Origin of the sequence: Shouchella miscanthi (genome assembly GCF_007725405.1) — a bacterium.
In the GTDB taxonomy this organism is placed as follows: Bacteria; Bacillota; Bacilli; order Bacillales; family Bacillaceae_D; genus Shouchella; species Shouchella hunanensis.
Window position 1 is genome coordinate 2,940,451 of sequence record NZ_CP042163.1, and the last position, 23,445, is coordinate 2,963,895.

The window sequence follows — 23,445 nt, forward strand, 5'->3', positions numbered from 1 at the left end:
ACGTTCGTTCCATCTGCCAATAGGTTGATGGAAACTTCTTTTATTCTTGCTCATCCTCACGTTCTTCTATGCGGACGTTATCTTCACCAAATAACCGTTTTAAAAGCTGGATCGTTCGCTTTGACGGCTGCACAGCATATTTATCTGGAAGCTTTATTTTGGTATGATTTTTTTTTCGATATAGGATGACAGGTGCTGTCCCCCTATCTTGGCTTAAGATGTATTTTAAATCACTTAATTTCGTCGGCACATCTTGCTCTTTTTCAATATAAACGTGTAGAAATTGTTTACTTTCAGTTGACGGCAGTTGATTCAGATCAATCGCTTTTTGAACAATGAACTGTTTTTTTCCTTCTCTTTCCTCTACAACTCCATGTAAAAGCACGAGGCTTCCCTCAGTTAAGACCGTTTCCACATCTTTCCACACAGTAGGAAAAACTACACACTCACATTCTTCCGTCTCGTCACTTCCAATAAAAAAAGCCATTGCTTTCCCTTTTTTTGTTGTAATTTTTTTTAGTGCTTTCACTAACACCCCTACTCGAATACCTTTTCTTGAAGGTTCCGCTTGGATAAGTGTCGTGCGGTGAAAAGGCGCGAGACGCTCCTTTTCATTTTCAATTGGATGACCAGAGAAGTAAAACCCAAGCACTTCTCTCTCCCACCCGATTTCTTCCATCTTTGTTGATGGTTCAATATCTATATAGGCAGGTGTAACTGGATTAATCGTAAACAAACTACCTGCTGACTGCTTAAAATCATCAATTTGTTTAGCAAATGCAATTGCTTTATCTACGTTTGCCAATAAAACCGCTCGTGAATATCCCCAATGATCACATGCACCGGCTTTAATTAATGCAGTTAGAACTGGTTGCGTGATGGTTGAAGAATACACCTTTGCAACAAAGGTAAAGAAATCTTGGAACGGTGTCGTTCTTGCTTCTTTAATTTGATCTACGATGCGCCGATTTACGGTTGTAATTGGAAGTAGCCCAAAGCGAATGCACGCTTTTTCCACAGTAAATAAAGCATGACTATCTTGAATAGATGGTGGAAGCACCTCAACGCCTGCTTTTCTAGCTTCATAAATATAGTTGTAAAGCTTCTGATGATCTTGCCAATTGGCTGAACAGAGTGCCGCAAAAAACGCTTCTTGGTAGTGCACACGCAAATAAGCCAGCCAATAACTGATCATACTGTAAGCCGTTGCGTGAGACTTTGGAAATCCGTAATTCGAAAATTTTTCAATTAATGTAAATAACGTCTCTGCTTCCTCTTTCGTATAACCTCGTGCTATCGACCGCTCGACAAAAGAATCCTTATTCATTAACTCTCGCTGTTTTTTACTGATGGCTCGTCGAAATATGTCTGCCTCAGCAAGACTATATCCAGCACTAATTTGTATCAATTGAATAATTTGTTCCTGGTAGACGATGACACCGAAAGTTGGTTGTAGAATGCGGTTAATCTCCACATGGTGAGAAAATGTTTTTTTCTGCTCATGTTTGCTTTGAATATAGTCTTTAATAAATGTCATTGGACCTGGTCGATACAACGAAGTCGTTGCGACAATATCATTAAAACTGGACGGCTTTAACTGCTTTAACACACGTCTCATTCCGTCTGATTCTAATTGGAAAATACCCGTTGATTCTCCTTGTTGTAATAAGCGAAACGTCTTCTCATCATCGAATGGAATATCGCGCAAATTGAGTTTCTGATTTGTTGCTCCTTCAATTAAACGGAGCATCTGTTCAAGCAATGTCAAATTCTTCAAGCCAAGAAAATCAAATTTTACGTACCCGAGCGCATCAAGACTATCCATATCCGCTTGTGTAATGACCCGTTCATCGCTTCCATACTGAAGAGCTACTTTTTCTTTAAGGGGACGATCGCTAATAATCACTCCAGCAGCATGAGTTGATTCATGTCTGAGCATGCCTTCTAATTGCTTTGCAAAGAAAAGAAGTGTATCAAGCTCAGTTGATTGAAACGATGAAAATAGCCCTTGCTGTTCAGCCTCTTCCAATGTGAGCGCTGAATTCATCGCCTTTGCAACACGATCAACGAAGCCACTGTTCAGTCCAAACGCTTTTCCTGCATCTCGAATGGACGCTTTTCCTGCAAACGTACCGAACGTCAACACTTGCGCGACGTGATCGTTTCCAAACCGTTCTCGAACGTATTGAATCACATCGTCTCGACGGTAATCAGGAAAATCAATATCAATATCTGGTAGCGAAATTCGCTCTGGATTTAAAAAACGTTCAAAGAGCAGACCATGCTTAAGAGGATCAACATCTGTAATACGCAATGCATAAGCAACAATAGAGCTAGCAGAGGAACCCCTTCCTGGCCCTGTAAGAATATTAGAGCGATGAGCATAATTCATAAAATCAGCCACAATTAAGAAGTACGAAGCAAAACCAAGCTGTTTAATTACGTTTAGTTCTTTTTCCAATCGCTCCATTGCTTCTTCCGAAGGGTTGGACTGGTACCGTTGCTGAAATCCTTTCATTGCTTTTTCCTGCAGTTGTTCATGTGCCTCTTTTTCTTCTAAACCGTCAAAGCGTGGGATAGTCGGCTTTTGAAAAAGAGTAAACGTCTCTATCTTGTCAGCCAACGCATCCGTCTCCTGCAGAAGTGCTTCTGAGAACCGTTTCTTCCGTTCTGTTAACGACAATAAGTACGCGTTTTCCGATTCTTCTTCTAGCACTACATGATCCACCGTTGTTCCTGCGCCAATTGCAGTGAGCAAACGATAGAAATCGTAGTTTTCCTCTTTCAAAAATCGAATAGGCGGTGCTGCCACGCATACAATACCATGCGCTTCCGCAAATTCGATAAGTGTATAATCACTTGCACCATGAATTTCTAATCTTCCTTCACTATGTGAAGTAAGTGCTAACCACCTTTTGTGCCAGTCCTTCGCTTGAGTAAATGACTGACGCGACAATAAAACAATACACGCCGTTGTATGTTGCTGAAAAACTTCATATGAAATTCCGTTCTCCTTGCTCATCCGCATCGCTGAGCTTAGTTCAACTAGTTGTTGATAACCTTGCTTATTTTTAGCAAGCAAGCGTACGGTAAGTCGAACGTCTTTAACAAGGACTGTGCATTCTAGCCCGACCAATGGTTTCATATCAACTTTCTCACACTCTTTTAAGAAATCGTACACGCCACTTAATGTATGCTTGTCTGTTAATGCAAGGTTTTTATATCCTAATTGCTTAGCTTGCTGTACATAGGCTTTTATCGTTAAGCCGGACTGAAGTAGACTATGCTCACTATAAATATTTGAAAGCAAGGTGCTCAACACCATCACTCTCCTTTACCTTCTACTATCGAATCTCCGTTATTTGTTGTCATAAACGTAATGGTTTGTCCTTATATATAATTAATACGTAGAAACGAGGTGGTGAAATCAATGCTTTTAACAAAAGAAATGCTTGCCCATTTAGTAATGAACTTCTTCATCGCTTTCGGCGTCATGATTGGTGGTGCATTAATTGGCGGTATAGGTGCCTTTCTAATCGGAAAACCCGTCCTTAGTGAAATTTTCAGCTTATCGAACAGCTTAAAAATCTGGGCAATTGTCGCAGCCATTGGTGGTTCTTTTGATGCGATTACGAAAATAGAAAGCGGCTTATTTAGCGGTGTACATGAAGATATTTATCGAACGCTTGCCATGCTGCTCGTTGCTTTTTGCGGTGCACAATCTGGCTCTATCTTGTTAAGGTGGATTGTAGGTGATCCAGTCTAATGTTTATTCCCAATTACTCGAAGCACCGAGGCTGGCTGCGTTTTTTCGCTGGCATCATGATAGGCGCCTTAATCGGCTGGTCTTTTTTCATTGCCGAATACGGACAAAAACACGACCGCCTTCATGGAGAAATTGGAAAAAAAGACATCATTATTGAAGAATTACAAGCAAAGAACGCACAATTCATTCATGATTTATCATTACAAAATGAAGAAAATGCCCGACAGCTTCTGGTGCAAACCGTGTCTGTCACCATTTTAAATGCTGAACGCTACCATTTGAGCCAACTAAACGTATATGAACTAAGGCAGCAAATTTTAAAAGAGCTACAGCACCTTCAAGGGACAAGTATTGAAACCATTGCTAGTTTAACCGAAGTCATGGAAAGCGCCGTCGAGAATAAAGTCTACAAAATTAATGATAACCACTATACTGTAAAAATTACGAGAACGTACGCTTTACCAGACTTTCGTATTGATGTTGAAATCATTCATGAAGAACAAGCGAGCACCCCTTAAATCTTTCAATGCTTAAACATGCACTGCTTGTCTTAGCTTCCGAATGATTTCTTCCACTTCCTTCCAAGAATACGCAGTTGCTCCAGCGGCTACAGGATGACCACCACCATGGTGTTCTTTAGCAATCCCATTAATGACAATGGCCTTCGATCTTAGTCTTACTCGGATACGATCTTCCTCTTCTACAAAAAAGACCCAAATTTGAATATCTTCTACACCAGAGAAGCAATTTACAAGCAAAGAAGATTCGTTAGATGTAACATCAAATGATTGTAACGTCGCTTTTGGAAGCTTCATTACCCCAACACGCCCATCAAACAACTCAAAATTTTGCAGAATATATCCCTCTAAGCGGACAAGCGGTAATTCTCGCTTGTAGAGTTGATTAAATAATTTCTGAGTATCCACTCCTTGATCAAGCAATAAAGCAGTTCTTCTTAACGTCTCTCCTGTTGTATTGCGGAATCGAAAACGACCTGTGTCTCCGACAATTCCTGAATAAAGTAAAAATGATGCTTCTTCAGTCAGAGTTAACACAGACGAATGCTCTTGTAGCGCAACAATTAATTCCGACGTTGAACTTACCGTGGTATCCACAAGCACAATGTCTCCATAAGGCTCTTCATTCGGATGATGATCTAGCTTAATTAGCACTTTCCCATCATTGAAACGATCGTCGCTTATCCTGTCTGTGTTTGCTGTATCACAAACAATCACCAATGCACCCTCATACACGTCGTCATCAATTGTATCCATTCTTCCTAAGAACATAAGAGATGGTTCTTCCTCGCCTACAGCATAGACATGTTTATTCGGAAAGCTTTGTTTAATCATAGCCTTTAAGCCAAGTTGTGACCCTAACGCATCAGGGTCTGGTCGCACGTGACGATGAATAATGATCGTTTCAAATTGTTCGATTTTCTCAATAATATGGTTAAACATTCTATGACCTCTTTCAATCAGAACTAGTCTTTTCTATTTTTACGCTGTACAATAAACACAGCTTGTCTATATAGGAGGACCTGTATGTTGAATCAAATTCTTATTATTGTAGCCATTGCTGCTTTTCTTTTATATCTTTTTAGTCGAATTAAAGCGATTCGTTTAAAAGATTCTTTAGAAAAGAAGATTTTAGAATCTCGAGCGCAACTGGCCTTAGGTGCGACGTTAATCGCTATTAGTGTTATTTTACTACTCTTGTCAAACTTCACTGCCATTCAAATAGTAATTGGCGGGATCTTTTTACTGTTTGGTATTGCCAACACTACTCACGGGGCACGCGCCCATAAACATTATACAGCTCAACTTGACTAAACTTCCCTAGGCTACTAGGGAAGTTCTTTAAGCTTCGATCAACTGTGCTGTTAATAACGCTTTCCCAACAATCTCTCCTTCTCGGTAAACCTCCACATCAAATTTGCCGTGTTTTCTCCCCACTTCTAGCAATCGTGGTATAACTTTTACTTCTGTATCAATTTGAATGGGCTTTAAAAAGTATAGTGTTAAATTTTCGACAACGATATCGCCACGCTTGTGCATACGTAATGTACGTCTAGCCCCTTCAATCATAATCGTTGTCATTACCCCATAAGAAACCGTTCCTAATTGATCAGTCATTTGCGGGCTAACAACAATATGATAAACAGGCTCTTGTTTATTTTCTGTCACCTGCTCCATTCTGCTTGTTACAATTTCTTCTAAGGTCTCTCCTACGTGCGGCTGACGTTGTGTTGTTTGCATAGCCTTTAAAACATCTTGTCTACTAACAACACCAAGCAACCTTTTTTGTCCATCGGTTACAGGTAGCAATTCAATGCCTTGCCACACCATAATATGGGCTACAGCGGCAATTGACGTTTTTTCATTCACAGTAATAGGGTTTTGCGTCATCACTTTTTCGATTGGCTGTTGTTTTAATTGATCAAATACGTCTTTTGCAGCAATCATCCCTTGTACTTTAAGCGTATTGTCCACAACTGGATAGCGACTATGACCTGTTCGTTCGTTGAGTTCTTGCCAGTGCTGAACCGATTCACCTATCGTTAAATAGTACGTTTTTTCTAACGGAATTAAAATATCATCAACTACGACAATCTCTTTTTTAATTAACTGGTCGTATATAGCTCGGTTAATCATTGCAGCGACTGTAAATGTATCGTAAGACGTCGAAATAACCGGCAAATCAAGTTCATCTGCAAGCTTAATCACATCTGAGCTCGTATCAAAGCCTCCTGTAATTAACACTGCCGCTCCTGTTTCAAGGGCGATCTTATGCACTTGATAACGATTACCAACAATGAGTAAGTTTCCTGCCGTTACATAGCGCATCATAGCTTCTGTTTTCATCGCTCCTATGACAAAGCGACTTAGCGTTTTATGTAAACCAGATCTCCCTCCAAGAACTTGTCCATCAACAATATTTACGACTTCTGCAAAGGTTAGCTTCTCGATGTTGTCTTTTTTCTTTTTCTCAATTCGAATCGTTCCTACTCGTTCAATCGTTGAAACAAGCCCCTGTGATTCGGCTTCTTTAATTGCTCGATAAGCCGTCCCCTCACTTACAGACATTGCTTTAGCAATTTGACGAACGGAGATCTTTCCTCCAATTGGGAGCTGAGTAATATAATCAATTATTTGCTCATGTTTAGTCACTTTGGCACCACGCTTTCACCATTTCACTTCTATTTAGTATACGACTTGACGTAGTGCCCTAGCAACTTCTTATCCGTACTGTCTTAACTTTTTTCGATTTGCCGCTTTAGCAGCAAGTTTTTCCTTCTGTTCCAAACGTTGGGCTTTTAAAACAGCAAGTCCATTTCCTACGACTACAAGCAAACAAAAGCCAACCCAAGAATAAGCAAAAACTTGGCTTAAACCAGCTTCCTTGAATGGTAAGTGTTCAAAAGCATAAGCCCCCATAATACATGCGAGGAGCAAACAAATCACACCACGTTGTTTCATCGAATCCCTCCTTGTCTACTACTTTATGTACAAACAAGTGGAACATGACTAAAAAAAGACCGAATACAAGGGATTCTGTCCTTGCATTCAGCTATATGTCTTAAAGGCGAATCGTTTCACCCGCTTCTAAAAATTTTCCTTTTCCGTGTGGCAATCGCTCCACAAAAGCTTTAGCATCTTGCTTAATAGGTGGGAAGGTATTGAAATGAATTGGAACCGCTACTTTTGGGTTTATCCATTCAACAGCTGTCTTTGCATCTTCAGGGCCCATTGTGAAATTATCTCCCATTGGTACAAAGGCAACGTCAATATTATTTCGTTCACCAATCATTTTTAAATCACTAAATAATGCGGTGTCACCCATATGATAAATCGTTTTGCCTTCTGCTTTAAACAAAATTCCACCTGGCATTCCTGTATACACAATTCTTTGGTTTTCCTCCTCTGTATACGAGGAACCATGAAATGCCTGTGTAAACTTCACGGTACCAAAATCAAATTCGTACGAGCCACCAATCGACATAGGATGAACAGATTCTACACCTTGAAAACTCATATAAGTAGCGAGTTCTGCTACGGCAACCACTAGTGCACCAGAGCGTTTGGCTATTTCCACAGTGTCCCCAACATGGTCATTATGACCGTGGGTAAGTAAAATGACATCAGGATGTTCGTCTTGCGCCGTCAGATCCGTTTGGCTATTTCCTGTAATGAACGGATCAATTAAAATCGTTTTCCCGCTTGTTTTAACTTTAACAACTGAATGTCCATGAAAACTGACTTCCATTCTCTATCCCTCCAATTCAAACTCATTCATTCTTTTTATTAGCCTGTTTAGAATTAACCTAAACATTCCTACTTTTATGTTTTATAATAATAAAGAAGAGGGGGCAGGTAAAGAATGAACTTAGAGCGACTGCAATTACTACAACAGCATACGAAACAAGAAGAAGCGGACTTTGCTTTTATTACGAACAAAGACTCTTTATTTTATTTAACTGGATTGCTTGCCAATCCCCATGAGCGATTAATGGCGCTTTTCATCTTACAGGATTCTTATGTATTTGTTATTCCTAAAATGGAACAAGAGCTTGTTCGGCAAGCAGGTTATCAAGGCGACATTCTCCCTTACAGCGACCATGAAGACGTATGGCAACTGATAAAAGAAAAACTTCAGGAAAACCAACTAACTACTATTACGTCGATTTTAATGGAGGAAAGCACACTAACTTTCGCCCGTATGAAAGCTTTAGAATCGCTGGGCCATTCGATTCGTTTTACGAATTGCGAACACGTTCTAATGAATCAGCGTTTAGTAAAATCTGATGATGAATTGGAAATTTTACAAGAAGCGGCTGCTTTTGCTGATGCTGGTGTCGAGTTTGGCATTAAAGCATTGTATACAGGAGTTACAGAATTAGAAGTCATTGCTGAAATTGAATACGAGTTAAAAAAGCAAGGCATTTCGGAAATGGCGTTTCAAACAACGGTTTTGTTTGGCGATCATGCCGCCTCTCCACATGGTAAACCGGGGACACGCGCGTTAAAAGAAGGCGAATTCGTATTGTTTGATTTAGGAGTTGTAGTAAATGGCTACTGTTCCGACATTACACGTACAGTTGCATATGGCGAAGTCCCTGAAAAGCACCAGCTTGTTTACAATACAGTCTTAGAAGCAGAGGAAACAGCGGTTGCAGCGGTTAAACCAGATGTTGTCATTGGGGAATTAGACACGATTGCTCGAACCGTAATCGAAAACGCTGGGTTTGGTGATTATTTTACTCATCGTTTAGGTCACGGTCTCGGTATTAATGTACACGAATTCCCTTCTATGAGTCAGAACAATGTCGATGTACTGCTAGAAGGCATGACGTTTACAATTGAACCAGGTATTTATATCCCTGGTGAAGTAGGTGTTCGAATTGAAGATGATGTCGTTGTCACAGATAGTGGCGTCGAGACACTGACCATTTTCCCTAAAGCACTTATTAACGTCCCACCAAGAGAGCACTAGTATAAAAAACAAGGGGCTATGGACCGCCCCTTGTTTTTACTTTTCCCAGCTCCATATATAGCGCTCACTCTGAGAATCCATCCATCGTATCTCAAAGCTAGACATCTGTGGGTAATATGGTTTTAACACCTGTTTATACTGGTCAGCTGTTTTCGTTTGATCTAGTTGAAGCAAAGCAGTCATTTTTAGTACTTGAACCTTGGCATGGTCGCCTTTCATCACTTTAGTACCTTTCTCGTACTCGTAATGGTTTGGATTATCAAATTCCCATTGATATTCCACATCCTCTTCCACAACAGTAATTCGAACTGAAAAAGCATCCATCAATTCATTTCCAGATACCGCCACTGCTTTTTCTGACATTTGAGTAAAGCAAAGCAGCATAAGTAACAACATACCGATCACACGCTTCATATCGCACCTCTTTTTTCTTAACGTGTGTGGTTTTCGATAAATTTATTCATCTGTATCGGTGGATAACATCGACTCCGCCAGTTACTTCAACTACGGTGCCTGTGACCATATCTGCGTTATCTTCACATAAAAACATAACGGTTCGGGCAATATCTTCTCCTGTGCCTGATCGCCCGATTGGTGTATTTTGATCCTTATGATGACGTGCTTCTTCAATCGTAGCTTCCTTCATCTCTCCCATTATATTACCTGGACATACCATATTCGCCGTAATGCCGTATTCCGCTTCCTCAATTGAAATGGTCTTCATTAATGAAACGAGCCCCACTTTAGCAGCTGCATAAGCAGATCGGTAAATCCAGCCAGGTGCATTGTTGGCACCTTGGAAGCCATAAAAGACGATTCGACCAAATTGCTGTTTTCTCATAATCGGAACGACTTCTTTCATTAGATGAAAAGAAGACGTTAAATTGCCATCAATCATAGCATTCCACTCAGCTTCTTCATAATCCACCAGCTTCTTCTTCTCAAATACATAAGGGCCTGCATTATGAATACATACATCTATTCGACCTGCAAATGCTTGAGCACGTGTAACAAGTTCTTTGCAATCGTCTCGCTTTGTCACGTCTGTTCGAATAATTTGTAAGCGCTCTGTTCCCCATTTGTCTTGCAACGTTTGTGCACGTTCGCGGTCATTTAAATACGTAACCGTTACTTGATAGCCTGACTTCAGAAATGATTCAGTTACTTTTAAACCTAGTCCTTTTGTTCCAGCCGTTATCATTGCATGTCGCAACTCATTCACCACCACATCGTTAGTTATCTCTTTTTAAGATACACTACCTTTATGGTAGTAGGCAAAAAAAAGACGACCACGCTTGAAAGGATGAAAGCGCGATCGTCACAAGGTACTTTTCTAAATGGAAAATTGTCCTTCCGTTGTCCGAATAAACATGACCTTATTTAGCGTCGTCTTTATGATCCTCTTTCGTTTGGTTTAATGCTTTTCCTTGATCTTCTACTGTACCTTGCTGATAAGATGCCATCAATTGATCATGTACAAGCGTTTCTTCTGATTGTTGTTTTCGTTCTTCGTGTTTGTCCATTTTACGACCTCCTTTTTCTATAGAATGCCTTAAAAAAAGAAAACTATGAGAAAAACAAAAAGGCTTGGATTTCTATCCAAGCCCTTGTGCTAACCCTTACTTACGATTTCTTTCGCTTTTTGTATGGCGGTTTCAACTTGAGCGAAGCCTGTACCACCTGCACTATTTCGACGAGCCACTACAGTCTTTGGTTGTAAGACATCGTAAATGTCTTCATCAAATAAGGCACTTGCCTCTGTAAAATCATCCATTGATAGATCAAGTAAGTACACGTTTTTTTGAATTGCTTTTAAAACAAGTTTCCCCACTACTTCATGAGCTTCACGAAACGGCATTCCTTTTGTCGCTAAATAATCTGCTAATTCTGTTGCATTGGAGAAATCTTGACTTACTGCCGCTTCCATTTGCTCTGTTTTCACCGACATACTCGCAATCATACCTGAAAAAATGCGAAGTGATCCTTTTACAGTTACAACGGTGTCAAACAATCCCTCTTTATCTTCTTGCATGTCTTTATTGTATGCGAGAGGAAGCCCTTTTAACGTCGTTAATAGGGAGAATAAATTACCATACACACGACCGGTTTTTCCGCGAATGAGCTCTGCCATATCAGGGTTTTTCTTTTGCGGCATAATACTAGAGCCTGTCGCAAACGCATCATCCAGTTCAATAAACTGGCATTCTTGAGAGGACCAAAAAATCATTTCCTCACACAGGCGAGATAAGTGCATCATGAGAGTAGATGAAGCTGATAAAAATTCCACAATAAAATCACGGTCACTAACCGCATCTAAACTATTCTCATAAATACCGTCAAACCCTAGTAGCTCTGCTGTCATATGACGATCGATCGGAAACGTAGTTCCTGCAAGTGCACCTGCACCTAGAGGCGACACATTCACTCGTTTTAAACTGTCATGAAAACGACTGTAGTCACGCTCAAGCATCCAAAAGTATGCAAGTAGATGATGTGCAAATGACACTGGTTGCGCACGCTGTAAGTGTGTATAACCAGGAATGAGGGTTTCTACATGCTCTTGAGCCTGATGAATAAGTGATTCTTGCATAGCCCGAATCGCTTCCATAATTGTCTTTGTCTCTTTATACAAGTACAGGTGCATATCTGTAGCCACTTGATCGTTACGGCTACGTCCTGTGTGTAGCTTGCCTCCCACAGGACCAATCTCATCAATTAGTTGCTTTTCAATATTTAAATGAATGTCTTCCTGAGCAACTTCATATGCTAGCGTTCCCTCTTCGGCTTTTTTCTTCAACGTTTGTAAGCCAGCTACAATTGTATTCTTTTCTTCTTCCGTCACGATTTCACAAGCGGCAAGCATCGTCACATGAGCGATGCTACCTTGAATGTCTTCAAATACTAATTGTTTATCAAACCCAATGGAGGCGCCAAATTCATCGACCCATTCTTCGGCTGATTTGGTGAATCTTCCGCCCCACAGTTTACTCACGATGTTACCTCCTCTTTTGCTTTTGTGACCATGCTGTGTACCTTCGTTGGCAATCCCCATAAGGAAATAAAGCCAACTGCTGCATTGTGGTCAAACTCATCATCCGGTGTATACGTTGCTAATTTTTCATTGTAAAGAGAATACGGTGATTTTCTTCCTTCTACAATTGCATGCCCTTTAAAGAGCTTGACGCGTACAATACCTGTTACGTGCTGCTGTGACTCTTTTAAGAAAGCTTGAAGAGCTGGCTGAAGGCTGGAGAACCATAAACCTTCATAAATTAATTCAGTTAATTTCTTTTCAATAACAGGTTTAAAGTGTGCCAATTCCTTCGGCAACGTTAAGTCTTCAAGCTCTTTATGGGCCTTAATTAGCGTCATTGCACCTGGACACTCATATACTTCACGCGATTTAATACCAACAAGACGGTTCTCTACATGGTCAATGCGTCCAACACCATGCTTACCAGCAAGGTTATTTAAAGAAAGAATCAGTTCATCTAATGGCATCGCTTGACCATTAATAGCCACTGGTACCCCTTTCTCAAAATGAATCTCAATTGTATCGGCTGTATCAGGTGTTTTCTCTAATGGCGCTGTTAATTCATAGGCGCCTTCTGGTGGTGTCGCCCAAGGATCTTCTAGAATACCGCACTCATTGCTTCTGCCCCATAAATTTTGATCAACAGAATATGGGTTATCTAAATCAATTGGAATTGGAATATTGTTTGCTTTTGCATATTCAATTTCCTCATCACGGGACCATGCCCAGTCACGAACAGGTGCAAGGACCTTTAGATCGGGATTAAGTGCTTGAATGGATACTTCAAAACGGACTTGATCATTCCCTTTTCCAGTGCATCCATGGGCTACTGCGGAAGCACCTGTTTGTTCTGCAACCTCTACAAGCTTTTTCGAGATTAATGGGCGAGAAAGAGCAGATACTAGCGGATATTTTTGTTCATAGAGTGCATGAGATTGAAGAGCTGGAAGAACAAATTCCTCAGCAAACTCTTTTTTCGCATCAATGGTATACGATTGAATGGCTCCAACAGTTAATGCTTTTTGCTTCACAAATTCTAAGTCTTTTCCTTCGCCTACATCAAGGCCAACGGCAATCACATCATACCCTTTATCGGTTAACCATTTCACTGCTACGGATGTGTCTAATCCACCTGAATATGCAAGTACTACTTTTTCTTTCGCCACAAAAATCTCCTCCAGTTTTTATGAATAAAAATTCTCATTATATTATTTTTATACAATCAAAGGTGAAAAATGAACTGGGGGTATGCTCCCCAGTTGTATAAAACCAAACAATCAACTTATGAATATACATTACTTTACCAGTCATAGATTGTTTTGACAAGAGGTTTTTGGGATTTTTTGTTCTAAGTTTTAAATCCCTTCTATCGAACTATTCGTTTCTGTATAATTCTAACTATTAGTTCTCTGAAAAGCGATGAAGCCAACGCTTTCTGTAGAAGCATTGTGCATCCAATGTTAACGATTGCATAGATTTATAGGAGACTGAAGCTTGATATGTACCAAGAATGATACGTTTCAACGGAACACGTTTAGGTCCAACTTGTTTATACAGTGACATGCGTATAATCTGTTTTAATAGCTGCTTTATAACGGCCTCTGATATCATGTCTTCTTTCCCAAGATACATAGGCTCATTTTGGTCACACACAATACCATCATTTGTTAACGAGCGCCACTCTTCATACTTTAAATGCTTTGGTAAAAAACTGTATAGTAACAGCCGCAGTGACAAAATGGTTTCTGCAGTCCCACCTGTTTGAGTGAATTGATAAAAATGACCGACTTTATTAAGTGCTTTCTTTGATAAATACAGACTAAGAGGAATGTGTGTCAGTAAAGCCATGTTTGAGTGGATACTCATCCCCCCCTGTAAGAGAGCAAGCAATCGAGTTCGCGCTAATTCTTTTTGTAAGAGGTGTTCCTTCTCATTTCGAACAGCAATGGAATCATCTGGTTCTAACTGTATCATTGACTGAAACGTTGACTGTTGTAAAAAGTCAGATTGAATCCACTGATACAATTGAATGGCAATTGGATCCGTGTACTGTGTCCACTTTTCGTCAATTGGTTGCCTCCCATCATCCCAGCCCTTTTTCTTTGATTGAATGAACAACTGCTTTTCATACTGATCAATTTCTGCTAACCATTGCTCAACACTAGACACGCTTGTCATTCTCCTTCCTCATCAAAGTGGGTAAACATTTTCCTTTTAAATAAAGGAATATATGGAAATCCTGCTTCGTTAACTTGCTCTAGTGCTCGTAATTCTGTATTCATCCGTTTCAAATAAAAATACAAAATAGCTTCCGCCGTTTTTGGCTTTACTGATGTCTCTTCTGTTTGATCATACTGACCAAGAATGGTGTGTTTTAGTTGTACAATCTCTTTATTAAACCCATCAATCTTTTGCTGTTGTGCCGCTTGATTGATCATTTCGACACTTAATACAACTTGACCAATCAGCTCACCTACAGCTGTATATTCAGGGGTAAGTGGATCATTTAATGCTTGAATTTTTCCAATGTCACCTAATAAGCAAGCCGCTAAAACAATGTCTCGATTAACCGTCTTATACAAAGGAAGGAGCTGCAGTGCTGCCGTCATAAGTTCAACAATTTGCTCTAGTAGCCCTGCATAATAAGCATGATGATAGGTTTTACCAGCAGGATAGGTAGTCAATTTCTCACGAATCCCACGATTACTGTATATTTCTTTCACAAGCTGTTGTAGAATAGGCGACTCAATCTCATCCATCATCATCCGTAACTCATGCCAGAGATCTTCTCGGGATAAACCCGGCTTCGAGATTAGTTCAGTTCGATTTATTTGATCATCCTCTGTCGCCAATCGGATTTTCTTTATTGTTAACATTTGCTTCGAACGAAAGGTTTCAATGGCTCCTTCAACCTTCACAACCGATTTTGGGACAAACTTCTGCTGTTGGTCATCTGTTATATCCCACAGCCGAGCCGAGAGGAGGTTATGTTGCTGTTGCAACGTAAAATTTGCGTAAAGCGACCCGTTTGCTGCCTGCTTAATTTCACGCTCTCGAATCATATAAAAACCAGATTCCATCATCAACACCTCCATCCATTATCTTAGCTGAGAAGCGTTTAAAAGGCAAAAGAAGTTCTTACCCTCATTCTAGCTTTCAACCTGTATCTATACTATTTTTTTCTCATTCCAAGCATTCTCAAGAATAAAAAAAAGCTAATCCCAATAAGGTTTAGCGAAACAACCTAATGGGACAGCCTTCTTTCTTTATTACGTTAAACGAACTGTATCACGGGCAATCATAACTTCTTCATTCGTAGGAACAATCAAGACTTTCACTTTGGAATCCGCAGTTTGTAAGAAGGTTTCTTTTCCGCGTACATTATTTTTAGATAAATCAACTTCGATTCCCATAAATTCTAAGCCTTTTAGAACGCGCTCTCGAACAACGGTGCTATTTTCGCCAATACCGGCTGTGAAAATAAGAACATCAATGCCGCCCATACGTGTTGCATATGCACCAACATAATCCTGAATTCTTGAAGTAAAGACATCAAGAGCTACCTTTGCACGCTCGTTGCCTTTTGCTTCTTCACTTTCGATATCGCGTAAATCACTTGAAAACCCTGTAAGACCAAGCAGTCCACTTTGCTTATTTAACGTGGAAATTACTTCTGTCACCGTTTGATTGGTCTTATCCATGATGAACGGGATAAGAGCTGGATCAATATCACCAGAACGTGTGCCCATTGTCACACCTGCAAGAGGTGTAAAACCCATAGACGTGTCAACTGACTTACCACCATCAATTGCTGCTATACTTGCTCCATTTCCTAAATGACAAGAAACCATTTTTAAGCTTTCAATTGGCTCAGCAAGCATTTCAGCAGCTCGTTCAGACACATATTTGTGAGAAGTGCCGTGGAATCCATATTTACGAATACCGTGCTCTGTATAGTATTCATATGGAAGGCTGTACAAGTATGCGTGTTCTGGCATCGTTTGATGGAAAGCCGTATCAAATACTGCGACGGCCGGTACATTTGGAAGCACTTCTTTAAATGCTTTTATTCCTGTAATATTTGCCGGGTTGTGAAGTGGAGCCAATTCGGACACTTCTACAATGCCTGCTAATACATCGTCCGTTATGAGAACCGAATCGTTAAATTTCTCGCCGCCATGAACAACACGGTGACCAATTCCCTCAATATCATCTAGAGAGGAAATAATATTTAAGCTTGTTAGTTTATCAAGTAACATCTTCACAGCTTCGGAATGATCCGCAATATCTGCTGTAGTTTCGTGCTTTTCTCCGTTTTTCTCAATTGCAAAAACAGAGTCTCTCAATCCAATGCGCTCAACAAGGCCTTTTGTAATAACTATCTCTTCAGGCATTGAGAGTAATTGAAATTTAAGGGATGAGCTCCCTGCGTTAATTGCCATAATCGTAGCCATAATTTTTCCTGCACTCCTTTAATCTAAAGCCATCTCTACCATTTAAGCATTCTCTATTCGTCATTTCAAGCAGACAAAATTGGTAAAGCGCATACATGTAAATAATTAAAATTTACTGTTAATTAGAATAGTTTTTCTATAAAAAAAGGGGTACCATGCTCACATGATACCCAGCCCTCTTAGCGCCCAAGTTGCTCCTTAAACCACTTATTAATACTACTCATCATTTCCTGCATAGCAGATACGTTTGAAAACGATGGTAACTCTGCGAGAAGAGCTTGCTGTGGCTTCTTCATTTTTTCCGCTTTCTTTTGAATCATTAAGATGCTTTTTTGCTGTTGCTTATTGGAAAACATTGACGCTGGTAACTGCAATAAGCCTAAGACAACTGCATGCTCTTTTAGGAAAGCGTGAAGCTTATCGGCTTGATCACTTTCAAAAATAAAATTTGGCACCAGTAACAAGCCAAAACCGCCTGGCTGGAGCGCCCGAATACCTTGTTCAATCATTAAGTGATGAATATACGAATGGCCTGATTCAGCTTTTAGATCATAGTTAGTTGCGATATCATCTTTTGGATAATAACCTACAGGCAAATCCGCTACAACAAGATGAACATCAGGCATGTTGACGTGCAAACTATCTTGGTGAAACAGCTGAATTTCATGCTTTTGTAGATTAGCACTTGCAAAAGCATTCTTAAGCAGCGTCTCATCCACTTCAAAACCATAGGCCTGACCAATTCGACCTTCTGCATGGTTACAGATCGAGAAAAGCAAGTTTCCAGATCCCACTGCTAAATCGAGGACATCTCCTGTTGAATCTGTACCCTGTAGTTTATTTGCTAGATAGCTCATGAACAAGTTAACAGCATCAGGGGTCATGGAATGGTTAGGCTGAACAGTCCCTTTCATTCCTTTCATCACAGCAAGTTGAAATGCTTTTCGAACGTCTTCTTTCGTAAACGTGATGGAGTTCACTGGCTCCATTAACTGAAGAAGCTGCTCTTTACGTTCACTTGCAAGCTCTTGAATGATAGCTTTTTCAAATAAATTGTCCCCAGCTTCTGCTAAGGCGTCTAAATAGGTCACATCCAGTACTTGCTCTAATACCTTTGCTGATTCGTCTAAATACTCGTATAGCGCCGTTACATTGGTTTGTTCCATACAACCTTCACCCTTTTGTTCTCATTTTCACACTTAGCAAATGAAAAAGCGCTACCGACGGTGAGTGTTCATGGACAACGCCTCAGCTTTTTTCACATAGATCACTCTTATGTGTCTAAGCTGCCGTTCTCCTGAATTGATCATCGTCGAATGCGCCCCATCACTCCAGCTCTTTTGTTTCACTTTACTCACACAGATGTTGCCCCTATGTCGGAGGTCTTTGTTATTCAGAAGTTCCGTCTTCTGTCTGTATACGTGCGTTTACGTTCACCTTTCTAACATGAACATTTTTAAGACACGTTAATCATTATGACCGATTTTTTATTGCTTTCAATGCTGCATCATAATCTGGGTGCTCACTCACTTCGTTAACGTACTGCGCATAAATCACTTCGTCTTCTTCGTTTACAACGAATACCGAGCGTGCTAGTAGACGTAACTCTTCAATTAATACACCATAGGCTTGTCCAAAAGCAACCTCTTTATGGTCAGATAATGTTTTCACTTCATCAATTCCTTCTGCAGCACACCATCTTCTTTGCGCAAAAGGTAAATCGACACTAATAGTTAACACAACTGTGTTTTCTAAAGTCGCTGCTTCTTCATTGAAACGTCGCGTTTGGGCATCACATACACCTGTATCAATAGATGGGATGACACTTATAAGCTTTATTTTCCCTTTAAAATCAGCTAAAGAAACTTCTGTTAAATCATTTGCTAGCACACGAAAATCAGGTGCCTTGTCACCAACTTGTACTTGTTTACCTACTAATGTAACTGGCTTTTGTTTAAACGTTACTTGTGTCATATGTAATCCACTCCTTTATCTTCTTATCATACCGTCTCTTCCTTGTGTATTGCAAAAATGATGCACAACACTACGTAAGAAAAAGCGTAAAGATAGAAGTCTTTACGCTCTTACTCGTTATACTATTGGATCTTCATAAGGTTCATGATCATCGTCATGTGAAGCATGGTGTTTATCATGATGGTCATGGCCATCATGTCTCATGAGATGTTGAATCTTTTCAAACGCTTGAGGCGCTAAGTCTAATAATCGTTCGTACAGATGGGTTGAACTGTCAAGATGAACCATATTAACTCCTTTATGATTCACAACAAGAAAAGCGATAGGTGTAATGGATACGCCACCTCCGCTTCCTCCGCCAAAAGGATGCCCTTGTTCAGCATAAGTTTGTGAGTGCTCTGTATAAAACTCACTTCCTCCAGCGGCAAAGCCAAAACCCACTTTTGATACAGGCATAATAATACTGCCATCAGGTGTTTCGACTGGATCACCGACAATGGTGTTGACATCTGCCATTGCTTTAATGTTTTCCATAGCAGTCTTCATTAAGCCTTGAATAGGATGTTCCATTTCACGTATGCTCCTTTATTGAGTAAAATAACGTTCCCCACCTGAAGCCGGTTCAAAACGCTTTTCAATTTTTTTGTAACTGATTACTAACAACAGCAATGTAGTCATAGCGTGCCACAATGTAAAGGTGACTATGCACGATAGAAACATTCGATATCCTTTCATTTGAAAATGTGGCGTTACTTCCAGTCTTTTTTCCCCCTTCCAATTCACTTTCGTCTGTACCCATCCTAAACACATTGATTTTATTGTCCAGATCAGTCCGGCTAGCTGCGCGGTTTTCGCAGCGTCCCCTGTTCCGAACTCTGTTTTCCACGTCACATGTTTGCATGTAACTTTCCCTAAAAAGCGGTACGCCAATTGCTTTAGTTTCGGAAAATGTGCCGCTAATCGTTTAGCCATTTTGATGTATTTCTTAAGACTTTCAATCCCCCACTTTTTTTTCTTTTTCTTATCGTTAAAGATCGATTCCTCTTCTTCTTCCACTGTAACAGTTTGCGTTGAAGCATTCACATGAATAACAGGCACTTCCAACGTATAGACTTTCAGTCCTATAACGTATACGTACAACGTTAATAAATCATCCTGCTGGTGATGAGCATAGCGGATATGTATTTTAATTGGTATAAATAAAACAATCAGTAAGATGACTAAAAGAATGATTAGTGGTAGTACAATCCAAATAAGCATAAGACCGCCTCCTTTCCTTTACTATGCTCAACTAAATAAAAAAAAACCAGCTAATGATTTAGCTGGTTTAATCAATATGGACAACATACGTTTCGGCAAATAAATCATGTATTCCTTGTTTCTTTGGTGTACATGCAACAACAATGTAAGCAAGCCCATTAATATTTCCTAAAAGAGGGGCATGTTGTAAGAAACGTCCTACCCCTTCTCTAAAAAACAATTGACTCCACGTTAGTTTTGCTCCATTAGATGATATGACGCGTATGCCAAAAATCATTTTTCCTAGCGTTTGTTGAAAATAGCGGGTCATTAACGCAAAGTAAAGAAAGAAAACAATAGCGTAAAGAACACTCGGTAGTAAGAAGACCGTCGCAAAAAATGCCCACCGTGAGTCTCCGTCTGCAATGAGCGGAACCCATGTACTAACGAGCACACCGTTTAAGCCTGTAATTATTAATAAATCAACTATAAATGCCCAAAATCGCATCCAAAACCCAGCATAACGATAGGTATGGGGTTGCGCCTCTTCTTCAATAATTTCGGTGGCATCTGCTGGTCTAAGGTGTCGTTTTAATCGAACTGATCCTGTTGTATACTCCATTTATTCACACCTCATTCATGATTGTACATGTAGTATGGCTTTGGCTGATTAAAGTCAATTTTTATCGGGCTATCATTCCCAAACAATTGCTGCAACGTCAATCCTAATAAGTTTCCGAAATTCAAAAATTCATCGTTTGATACGACTTGATAATTACTTCCTAATTCCTCACGCATAGCAGTAATGGCATCTTCTAACGAGCCTAATTCATCGACTAATCCTTCTTCCAACGCCTGTCTGCCTGTATAAATACGGCCATCCCCAAGTTCACGTACACGATCTTCTGCCATATCGCGACCTTGAGCAATCACATCTACAAATTCATCATAGTATTCATCGACAATCGCTTGAATAATTTCATCTTCCTCTTCAAGTGGCTCTCTAGTTGGAGAAAGAATATCTTTGTACGGACCACTCTTGTATACTTGCTCTTCAATACCAATATTGTCGAGTAGTTCAGATACATTGTACGAGCTCATAATAACACCTATTGAGCCTGTTAATGTTTGGGGCGTTGCAAATATCCGATCCGTCGGTGCGGCAATATAGTAGCCTCCTGATGCGGCCATACCGCCCATTGCTACATATACAGGTTTATCTGTTTGTTCTTTCATTTCAACGATGGCTCGGTGAATTTCTGCAGATTCTAATATACCGCCACCAGGTGTGTCGACAGACAAAATGATTCCTTGTACATCACGGTCTGTCATTGCTGTATCAAGATCTGTTAAAAAAGCAGCGTGATCGTAACCGCCTGTATCAAATAAACCTGGTTCTCCTGTATCAATAATAGGACCAGTCACTTCAAGTAATGCAATTTGTCCACTAGGATCGCCATCACTTACAATGGTTTGGTCAGCCCCTCCAAGAACGGGTGCTGAATATGTATTAAATGCCACTGAAATGGTGGTAATCAGTGTAAACAATAGAACAAAGGCTCCAATTCCTAATGCTATCCATCTTCTTGCTTTCATTCTGTTACTCCTCCTTTTTCATAAACCGTATACCCATTTACAATCGTTTCCAACACACTTGCTTTCATAAATGCTTCTTCTCCTCCTCTAAAAAGATCTCGATCAAGTATTGTCAGGTCCGCGTCATAGCCAACCTTGATTTTTCCTCTTGTTGCTTCTTTTTCAATGGCATAGGCGCTTCCTATTGTGAATAGCGCTACTGCTTCATAGGGAGTTAATGCTTCTTTTACGTTATAAGTACCTTGATTGTTCTTTCGATAAATGGCCGCATGCATCCCTTTTAAAGGTTCGATGGGTTCAATTGGTGCGTCAGAGCCTCCTGCACAATGAATTCCAGCTTCTATCAGCGTTTTCCACGCAAAGGAAAACGACATTCGCTTTTCCCCAAGCCGCTCTTCTACCCAAGGAAAATCAGACACAACAAAATGTGGCTGCACGTCAATAACAATTGGCAATTTTGCCATGCGTTGCAATAAATCTTCTCTAGCTACTTGAACATGAATAAGTCGATCACGCTTCTTACTTTTTTCATTTTGTTCAATTGCGGTTAACGATAATGCCAAGGCTTGATCGCCAATAACGTGAATAGCTACTGCTAGCTGTCGTTTTCTAGCTTGGCAAACCAAGTCATGAAGAGCAGTTTGGTTATGAATTAACAGTCCAGATGTACTCGGATCATCTTCATAAGGCTCACTTAATGCTGCTGTTCTGCCACCAAGAGCACCATCTGCAAAAATCTTTAACGCTCCCAGCTCTATATAAGGGCTTATGGTTTGTTGCTGTGTATACGGCGATGCGTCATACGCAGACAGTTCTTCGTGATGAATGAGTAAATGAGCACGGAACGGCTTTTGCACATTCACAACTTCTTGGTAGATATCCAATGTTTCAGCGAGACCGTTGTAATAATGAAGATCTTCACTATGACCTCCTGTTAACCCTTTCGCATGGCAATCATCAATCGCCATCTGAAGCGCTTTTTTAATTGAAGCTTTTGCTAGTGGTGGCATTAAAGCTTGGACGTAGTGTACTGCAGCATCATGCAAAATTCCATTCGGATTTCCATGTTCATCTCGCTCAATCTTCCCACCATCTGGATCTGGCGTATGGCGGTTAATTCCAGCTAAATCAAGAACCGTTTGATTCACAATAGCTGCATGACGACAAATACGCATAACAAATAGAGGATGCTTTACGCTAATCTTGTTTAAATCGGTCACTGTTAGTAACGCATGATTTGGATCATTATGTTCGTTCCAACCTAACGCTTCAATCCATTCCCCTTCTTGCACACATATCGCTTTTAATTTTGCTAACGCATCTTCCTTAGTAGACTGCGATAAATCTACTCGAAGTAGCTTTTGTCCGTGAGCAATTAAATGAAGATGGCTATCTACGAAGCCCGGATAAATAAAAGCGCCATTAAGATTTTTCGTGCTTGAAGCGTGCCTAGACCACTTTTCAACTAAATGCTTTGACGTACCACAATCGATAATTTTTCCATTTTCTATGTAAAGTGCCTCTACTTGCTCTCCTTCTACTTCCATCGTGTAGACGACTGCATTATAAAGAAGTGTTCCCATTCTCCTCCTCCTTTTTGTACTAAGTATAGCATTAGACATCAAATGAGAACATGAAAAAGGAGCAGGGAATCCTGCTCCTAGCCATGAATATGAAATTATTTTTGATATCCACCCATTTGTTGTTCAGCTTGAGCTACAAGACGTTTAGTGATTTCACCACCTACAGATCCGTTAGCACGAGCAGTTGAATCAGGACCAAGGTTTACTCCGAATTCGCTAGCGATTTCGTATTTCATTTGGTCAAGAGCTTGTTGTACACCAGGTACTACTAAGTTGTTTGTGTTTGCCATGTTGTTTCACCTCCTT

The 23,445-nt window shown here is 40.2% G+C and carries 25 protein-coding genes; 4 read left to right on the top strand and 21 right to left on the bottom strand.

Annotated elements, in window-relative coordinates:
* Positions 1-40: 40 nt before the first annotated feature.
* Positions 41-3,319 carry a DNA polymerase III subunit alpha gene (locus FPV17_RS14920; RefSeq protein ID WP_035393995.1) on the bottom strand — a complete coding sequence of 1,093 codons (3,279 nt, stop codon included), beginning with the start codon at positions 3,317-3,319 and terminating at the stop codon, positions 41-43.
* Positions 3,320-3,430: 111 nt separating this feature from the next.
* Here FPV17_RS14920 and FPV17_RS14925 point away from each other — a divergent pair, with 111 nt between their 5' ends.
* Both FPV17_RS14925 and ytrI read left to right on the top strand, forming a co-directional pair.
* Positions 3,431-3,766, top strand: coding sequence for a YtrH family sporulation protein (locus FPV17_RS14925; protein WP_035393950.1), 336 nt, complete (start codon positions 3,431-3,433; stop codon positions 3,764-3,766).
* The gene (gene ytrI, locus FPV17_RS14930; protein WP_144559349.1) at positions 3,766-4,284 is read left to right on the top strand and encodes a sporulation membrane protein YtrI; all 519 of its coding nucleotides are present in this window, start codon (positions 3,766-3,768) and stop codon (positions 4,282-4,284) included. The genes FPV17_RS14925 and ytrI overlap by 1 nt, the downstream gene beginning before the upstream one ends.
* A 12-nt stretch (positions 4,285-4,296) precedes the next feature.
* Here the strand turns inward: ytrI and FPV17_RS14935 are convergent, their stop codons facing one another.
* The gene (locus FPV17_RS14935) at positions 4,297-5,226 is read right to left on the bottom strand and encodes a DHH family phosphoesterase (RefSeq protein WP_144559350.1); all 930 of its coding nucleotides are present in this window, start codon (positions 5,224-5,226) and stop codon (positions 4,297-4,299) included.
* 84 nt (positions 5,227-5,310) lie between these two features.
* On the opposite strand from FPV17_RS14935, the gene FPV17_RS14940 reads away from it, so the two are divergent.
* A complete protein-coding gene (locus FPV17_RS14940) occupies positions 5,311-5,598 on the top strand; it encodes a YtpI family protein (protein ID WP_144559351.1) in 288 nt (95 codons plus the stop codon).
* Positions 5,599-5,625: 27 nt separating this feature from the next.
* Here FPV17_RS14940 and FPV17_RS14945 read toward each other — a convergent pair whose 3' ends face one another.
* From FPV17_RS14945 to FPV17_RS14955, 3 genes are all read right to left on the bottom strand, one after another.
* On the bottom strand, positions 5,626-6,936 hold the full coding sequence (locus FPV17_RS14945; RefSeq protein ID WP_144559352.1) for a DRTGG domain-containing protein: 1,311 nt from the start codon (positions 6,934-6,936) through the stop codon (positions 5,626-5,628).
* A 69-nt stretch (positions 6,937-7,005) separates the two neighbouring features.
* Entirely contained in the window at positions 7,006-7,245 is a 240-nt protein-coding gene (locus tag FPV17_RS14950; RefSeq protein WP_035393943.1) for a hypothetical protein, read from the bottom strand.
* Positions 7,246-7,345: 100 nt separating this feature from the next.
* On the bottom strand, positions 7,346-8,032 hold the full coding sequence (locus FPV17_RS14955) for a metal-dependent hydrolase (RefSeq protein WP_144559353.1): 687 nt from the start codon (positions 8,030-8,032) through the stop codon (positions 7,346-7,348).
* A 114-nt stretch (positions 8,033-8,146) separates the two neighbouring features.
* Here FPV17_RS14955 and FPV17_RS14960 point away from each other — a divergent pair, with 114 nt between their 5' ends.
* The gene (locus FPV17_RS14960; protein WP_060703791.1) at positions 8,147-9,259 is read left to right on the top strand and encodes a M24 family metallopeptidase; all 1,113 of its coding nucleotides are present in this window, start codon (positions 8,147-8,149) and stop codon (positions 9,257-9,259) included.
* A gap of 36 nt (positions 9,260-9,295) precedes the next feature.
* Here the strand turns inward: FPV17_RS14960 and FPV17_RS14965 are convergent, their stop codons facing one another.
* From FPV17_RS14965 to FPV17_RS15035, 16 genes are all read right to left on the bottom strand, one after another.
* Positions 9,296-9,673: a hypothetical protein gene (locus tag FPV17_RS14965; protein ID WP_035393941.1), complete on the bottom strand. Its 378-nt coding sequence runs from the start codon at positions 9,671-9,673 to the stop codon at positions 9,296-9,298.
* A gap of 46 nt (positions 9,674-9,719) precedes the next feature.
* Positions 9,720-10,472, bottom strand: coding sequence for an SDR family oxidoreductase (locus FPV17_RS14970; protein ID WP_035393993.1), 753 nt, complete (start codon positions 10,470-10,472; stop codon positions 9,720-9,722).
* Between the two features lie 163 nt (positions 10,473-10,635).
* Positions 10,636-10,782 carry a hypothetical protein gene (locus tag FPV17_RS22015; protein ID WP_158331950.1) on the bottom strand — a complete coding sequence of 49 codons (147 nt, stop codon included), beginning with the start codon at positions 10,780-10,782 and terminating at the stop codon, positions 10,636-10,638.
* An 89-nt stretch (positions 10,783-10,871) separates the two neighbouring features.
* Complete coding sequence (argH, locus tag FPV17_RS14975; RefSeq protein WP_144559354.1) at positions 10,872-12,251, bottom strand: argininosuccinate lyase; 1,380 nt, start codon at positions 12,249-12,251, stop codon at positions 10,872-10,874.
* The gene (locus FPV17_RS14980; RefSeq protein WP_144559355.1) at positions 12,248-13,459 is read right to left on the bottom strand and encodes an argininosuccinate synthase; all 1,212 of its coding nucleotides are present in this window, start codon (positions 13,457-13,459) and stop codon (positions 12,248-12,250) included. Before FPV17_RS14980 ends, argH begins: the two co-directional genes overlap by 4 nt.
* 235 nt (positions 13,460-13,694) lie before the next feature.
* On the bottom strand, positions 13,695-14,471 hold the full coding sequence (locus FPV17_RS14985) for an EcsC family protein (protein ID WP_144559356.1): 777 nt from the start codon (positions 14,469-14,471) through the stop codon (positions 13,695-13,697).
* Positions 14,468-15,376, bottom strand: coding sequence for a hypothetical protein (locus FPV17_RS14990; RefSeq protein ID WP_035393935.1), 909 nt, complete (start codon positions 15,374-15,376; stop codon positions 14,468-14,470). Before FPV17_RS14990 ends, FPV17_RS14985 begins: the two co-directional genes overlap by 4 nt.
* A gap of 186 nt (positions 15,377-15,562) precedes the next feature.
* Positions 15,563-16,747 (bottom strand): acetate kinase, encoded by a 1,185-nt coding sequence (locus FPV17_RS14995; protein ID WP_060703789.1) that lies wholly within the window; start codon positions 16,745-16,747, stop codon positions 15,563-15,565.
* 179 nt (positions 16,748-16,926) lie between these two features.
* Positions 16,927-17,913 (bottom strand): class I SAM-dependent methyltransferase, encoded by a 987-nt coding sequence (locus FPV17_RS15000; RefSeq protein WP_144559357.1) that lies wholly within the window; start codon positions 17,911-17,913, stop codon positions 16,927-16,929.
* Between the two features lie 307 nt (positions 17,914-18,220).
* Positions 18,221-18,721 carry a thiol peroxidase gene (tpx, locus tag FPV17_RS15005; RefSeq protein ID WP_035393932.1) on the bottom strand — a complete coding sequence of 167 codons (501 nt, stop codon included), beginning with the start codon at positions 18,719-18,721 and terminating at the stop codon, positions 18,221-18,223.
* A gap of 117 nt (positions 18,722-18,838) precedes the next feature.
* Complete coding sequence (ytfJ, locus tag FPV17_RS15010; protein WP_035393929.1) at positions 18,839-19,291, bottom strand: GerW family sporulation protein; 453 nt, start codon at positions 19,289-19,291, stop codon at positions 18,839-18,841.
* A 15-nt stretch (positions 19,292-19,306) separates the two neighbouring features.
* Positions 19,307-19,981 (bottom strand): DUF2953 domain-containing protein, encoded by a 675-nt coding sequence (locus tag FPV17_RS15015; RefSeq protein WP_144559358.1) that lies wholly within the window; start codon positions 19,979-19,981, stop codon positions 19,307-19,309.
* 67 nt (positions 19,982-20,048) lie between these two features.
* Complete coding sequence (locus tag FPV17_RS15020) at positions 20,049-20,582, bottom strand: RDD family protein (RefSeq protein WP_052007678.1); 534 nt, start codon at positions 20,580-20,582, stop codon at positions 20,049-20,051.
* Between the two features lie 11 nt (positions 20,583-20,593).
* The gene (gene sppA / locus FPV17_RS15025; RefSeq protein ID WP_144559359.1) at positions 20,594-21,556 is read right to left on the bottom strand and encodes a signal peptide peptidase SppA; all 963 of its coding nucleotides are present in this window, start codon (positions 21,554-21,556) and stop codon (positions 20,594-20,596) included.
* A complete protein-coding gene (locus FPV17_RS15030) occupies positions 21,553-23,139 on the bottom strand; it encodes an amidohydrolase (protein ID WP_144559360.1) in 1,587 nt (528 codons plus the stop codon). Before FPV17_RS15030 ends, sppA begins: the two co-directional genes overlap by 4 nt.
* 95 nt (positions 23,140-23,234) lie before the next feature.
* On the bottom strand, positions 23,235-23,429 hold the full coding sequence (locus FPV17_RS15035; protein WP_035393924.1) for an alpha/beta-type small acid-soluble spore protein: 195 nt from the start codon (positions 23,427-23,429) through the stop codon (positions 23,235-23,237).
* Positions 23,430-23,445: the final 16 nt, after the last annotated feature.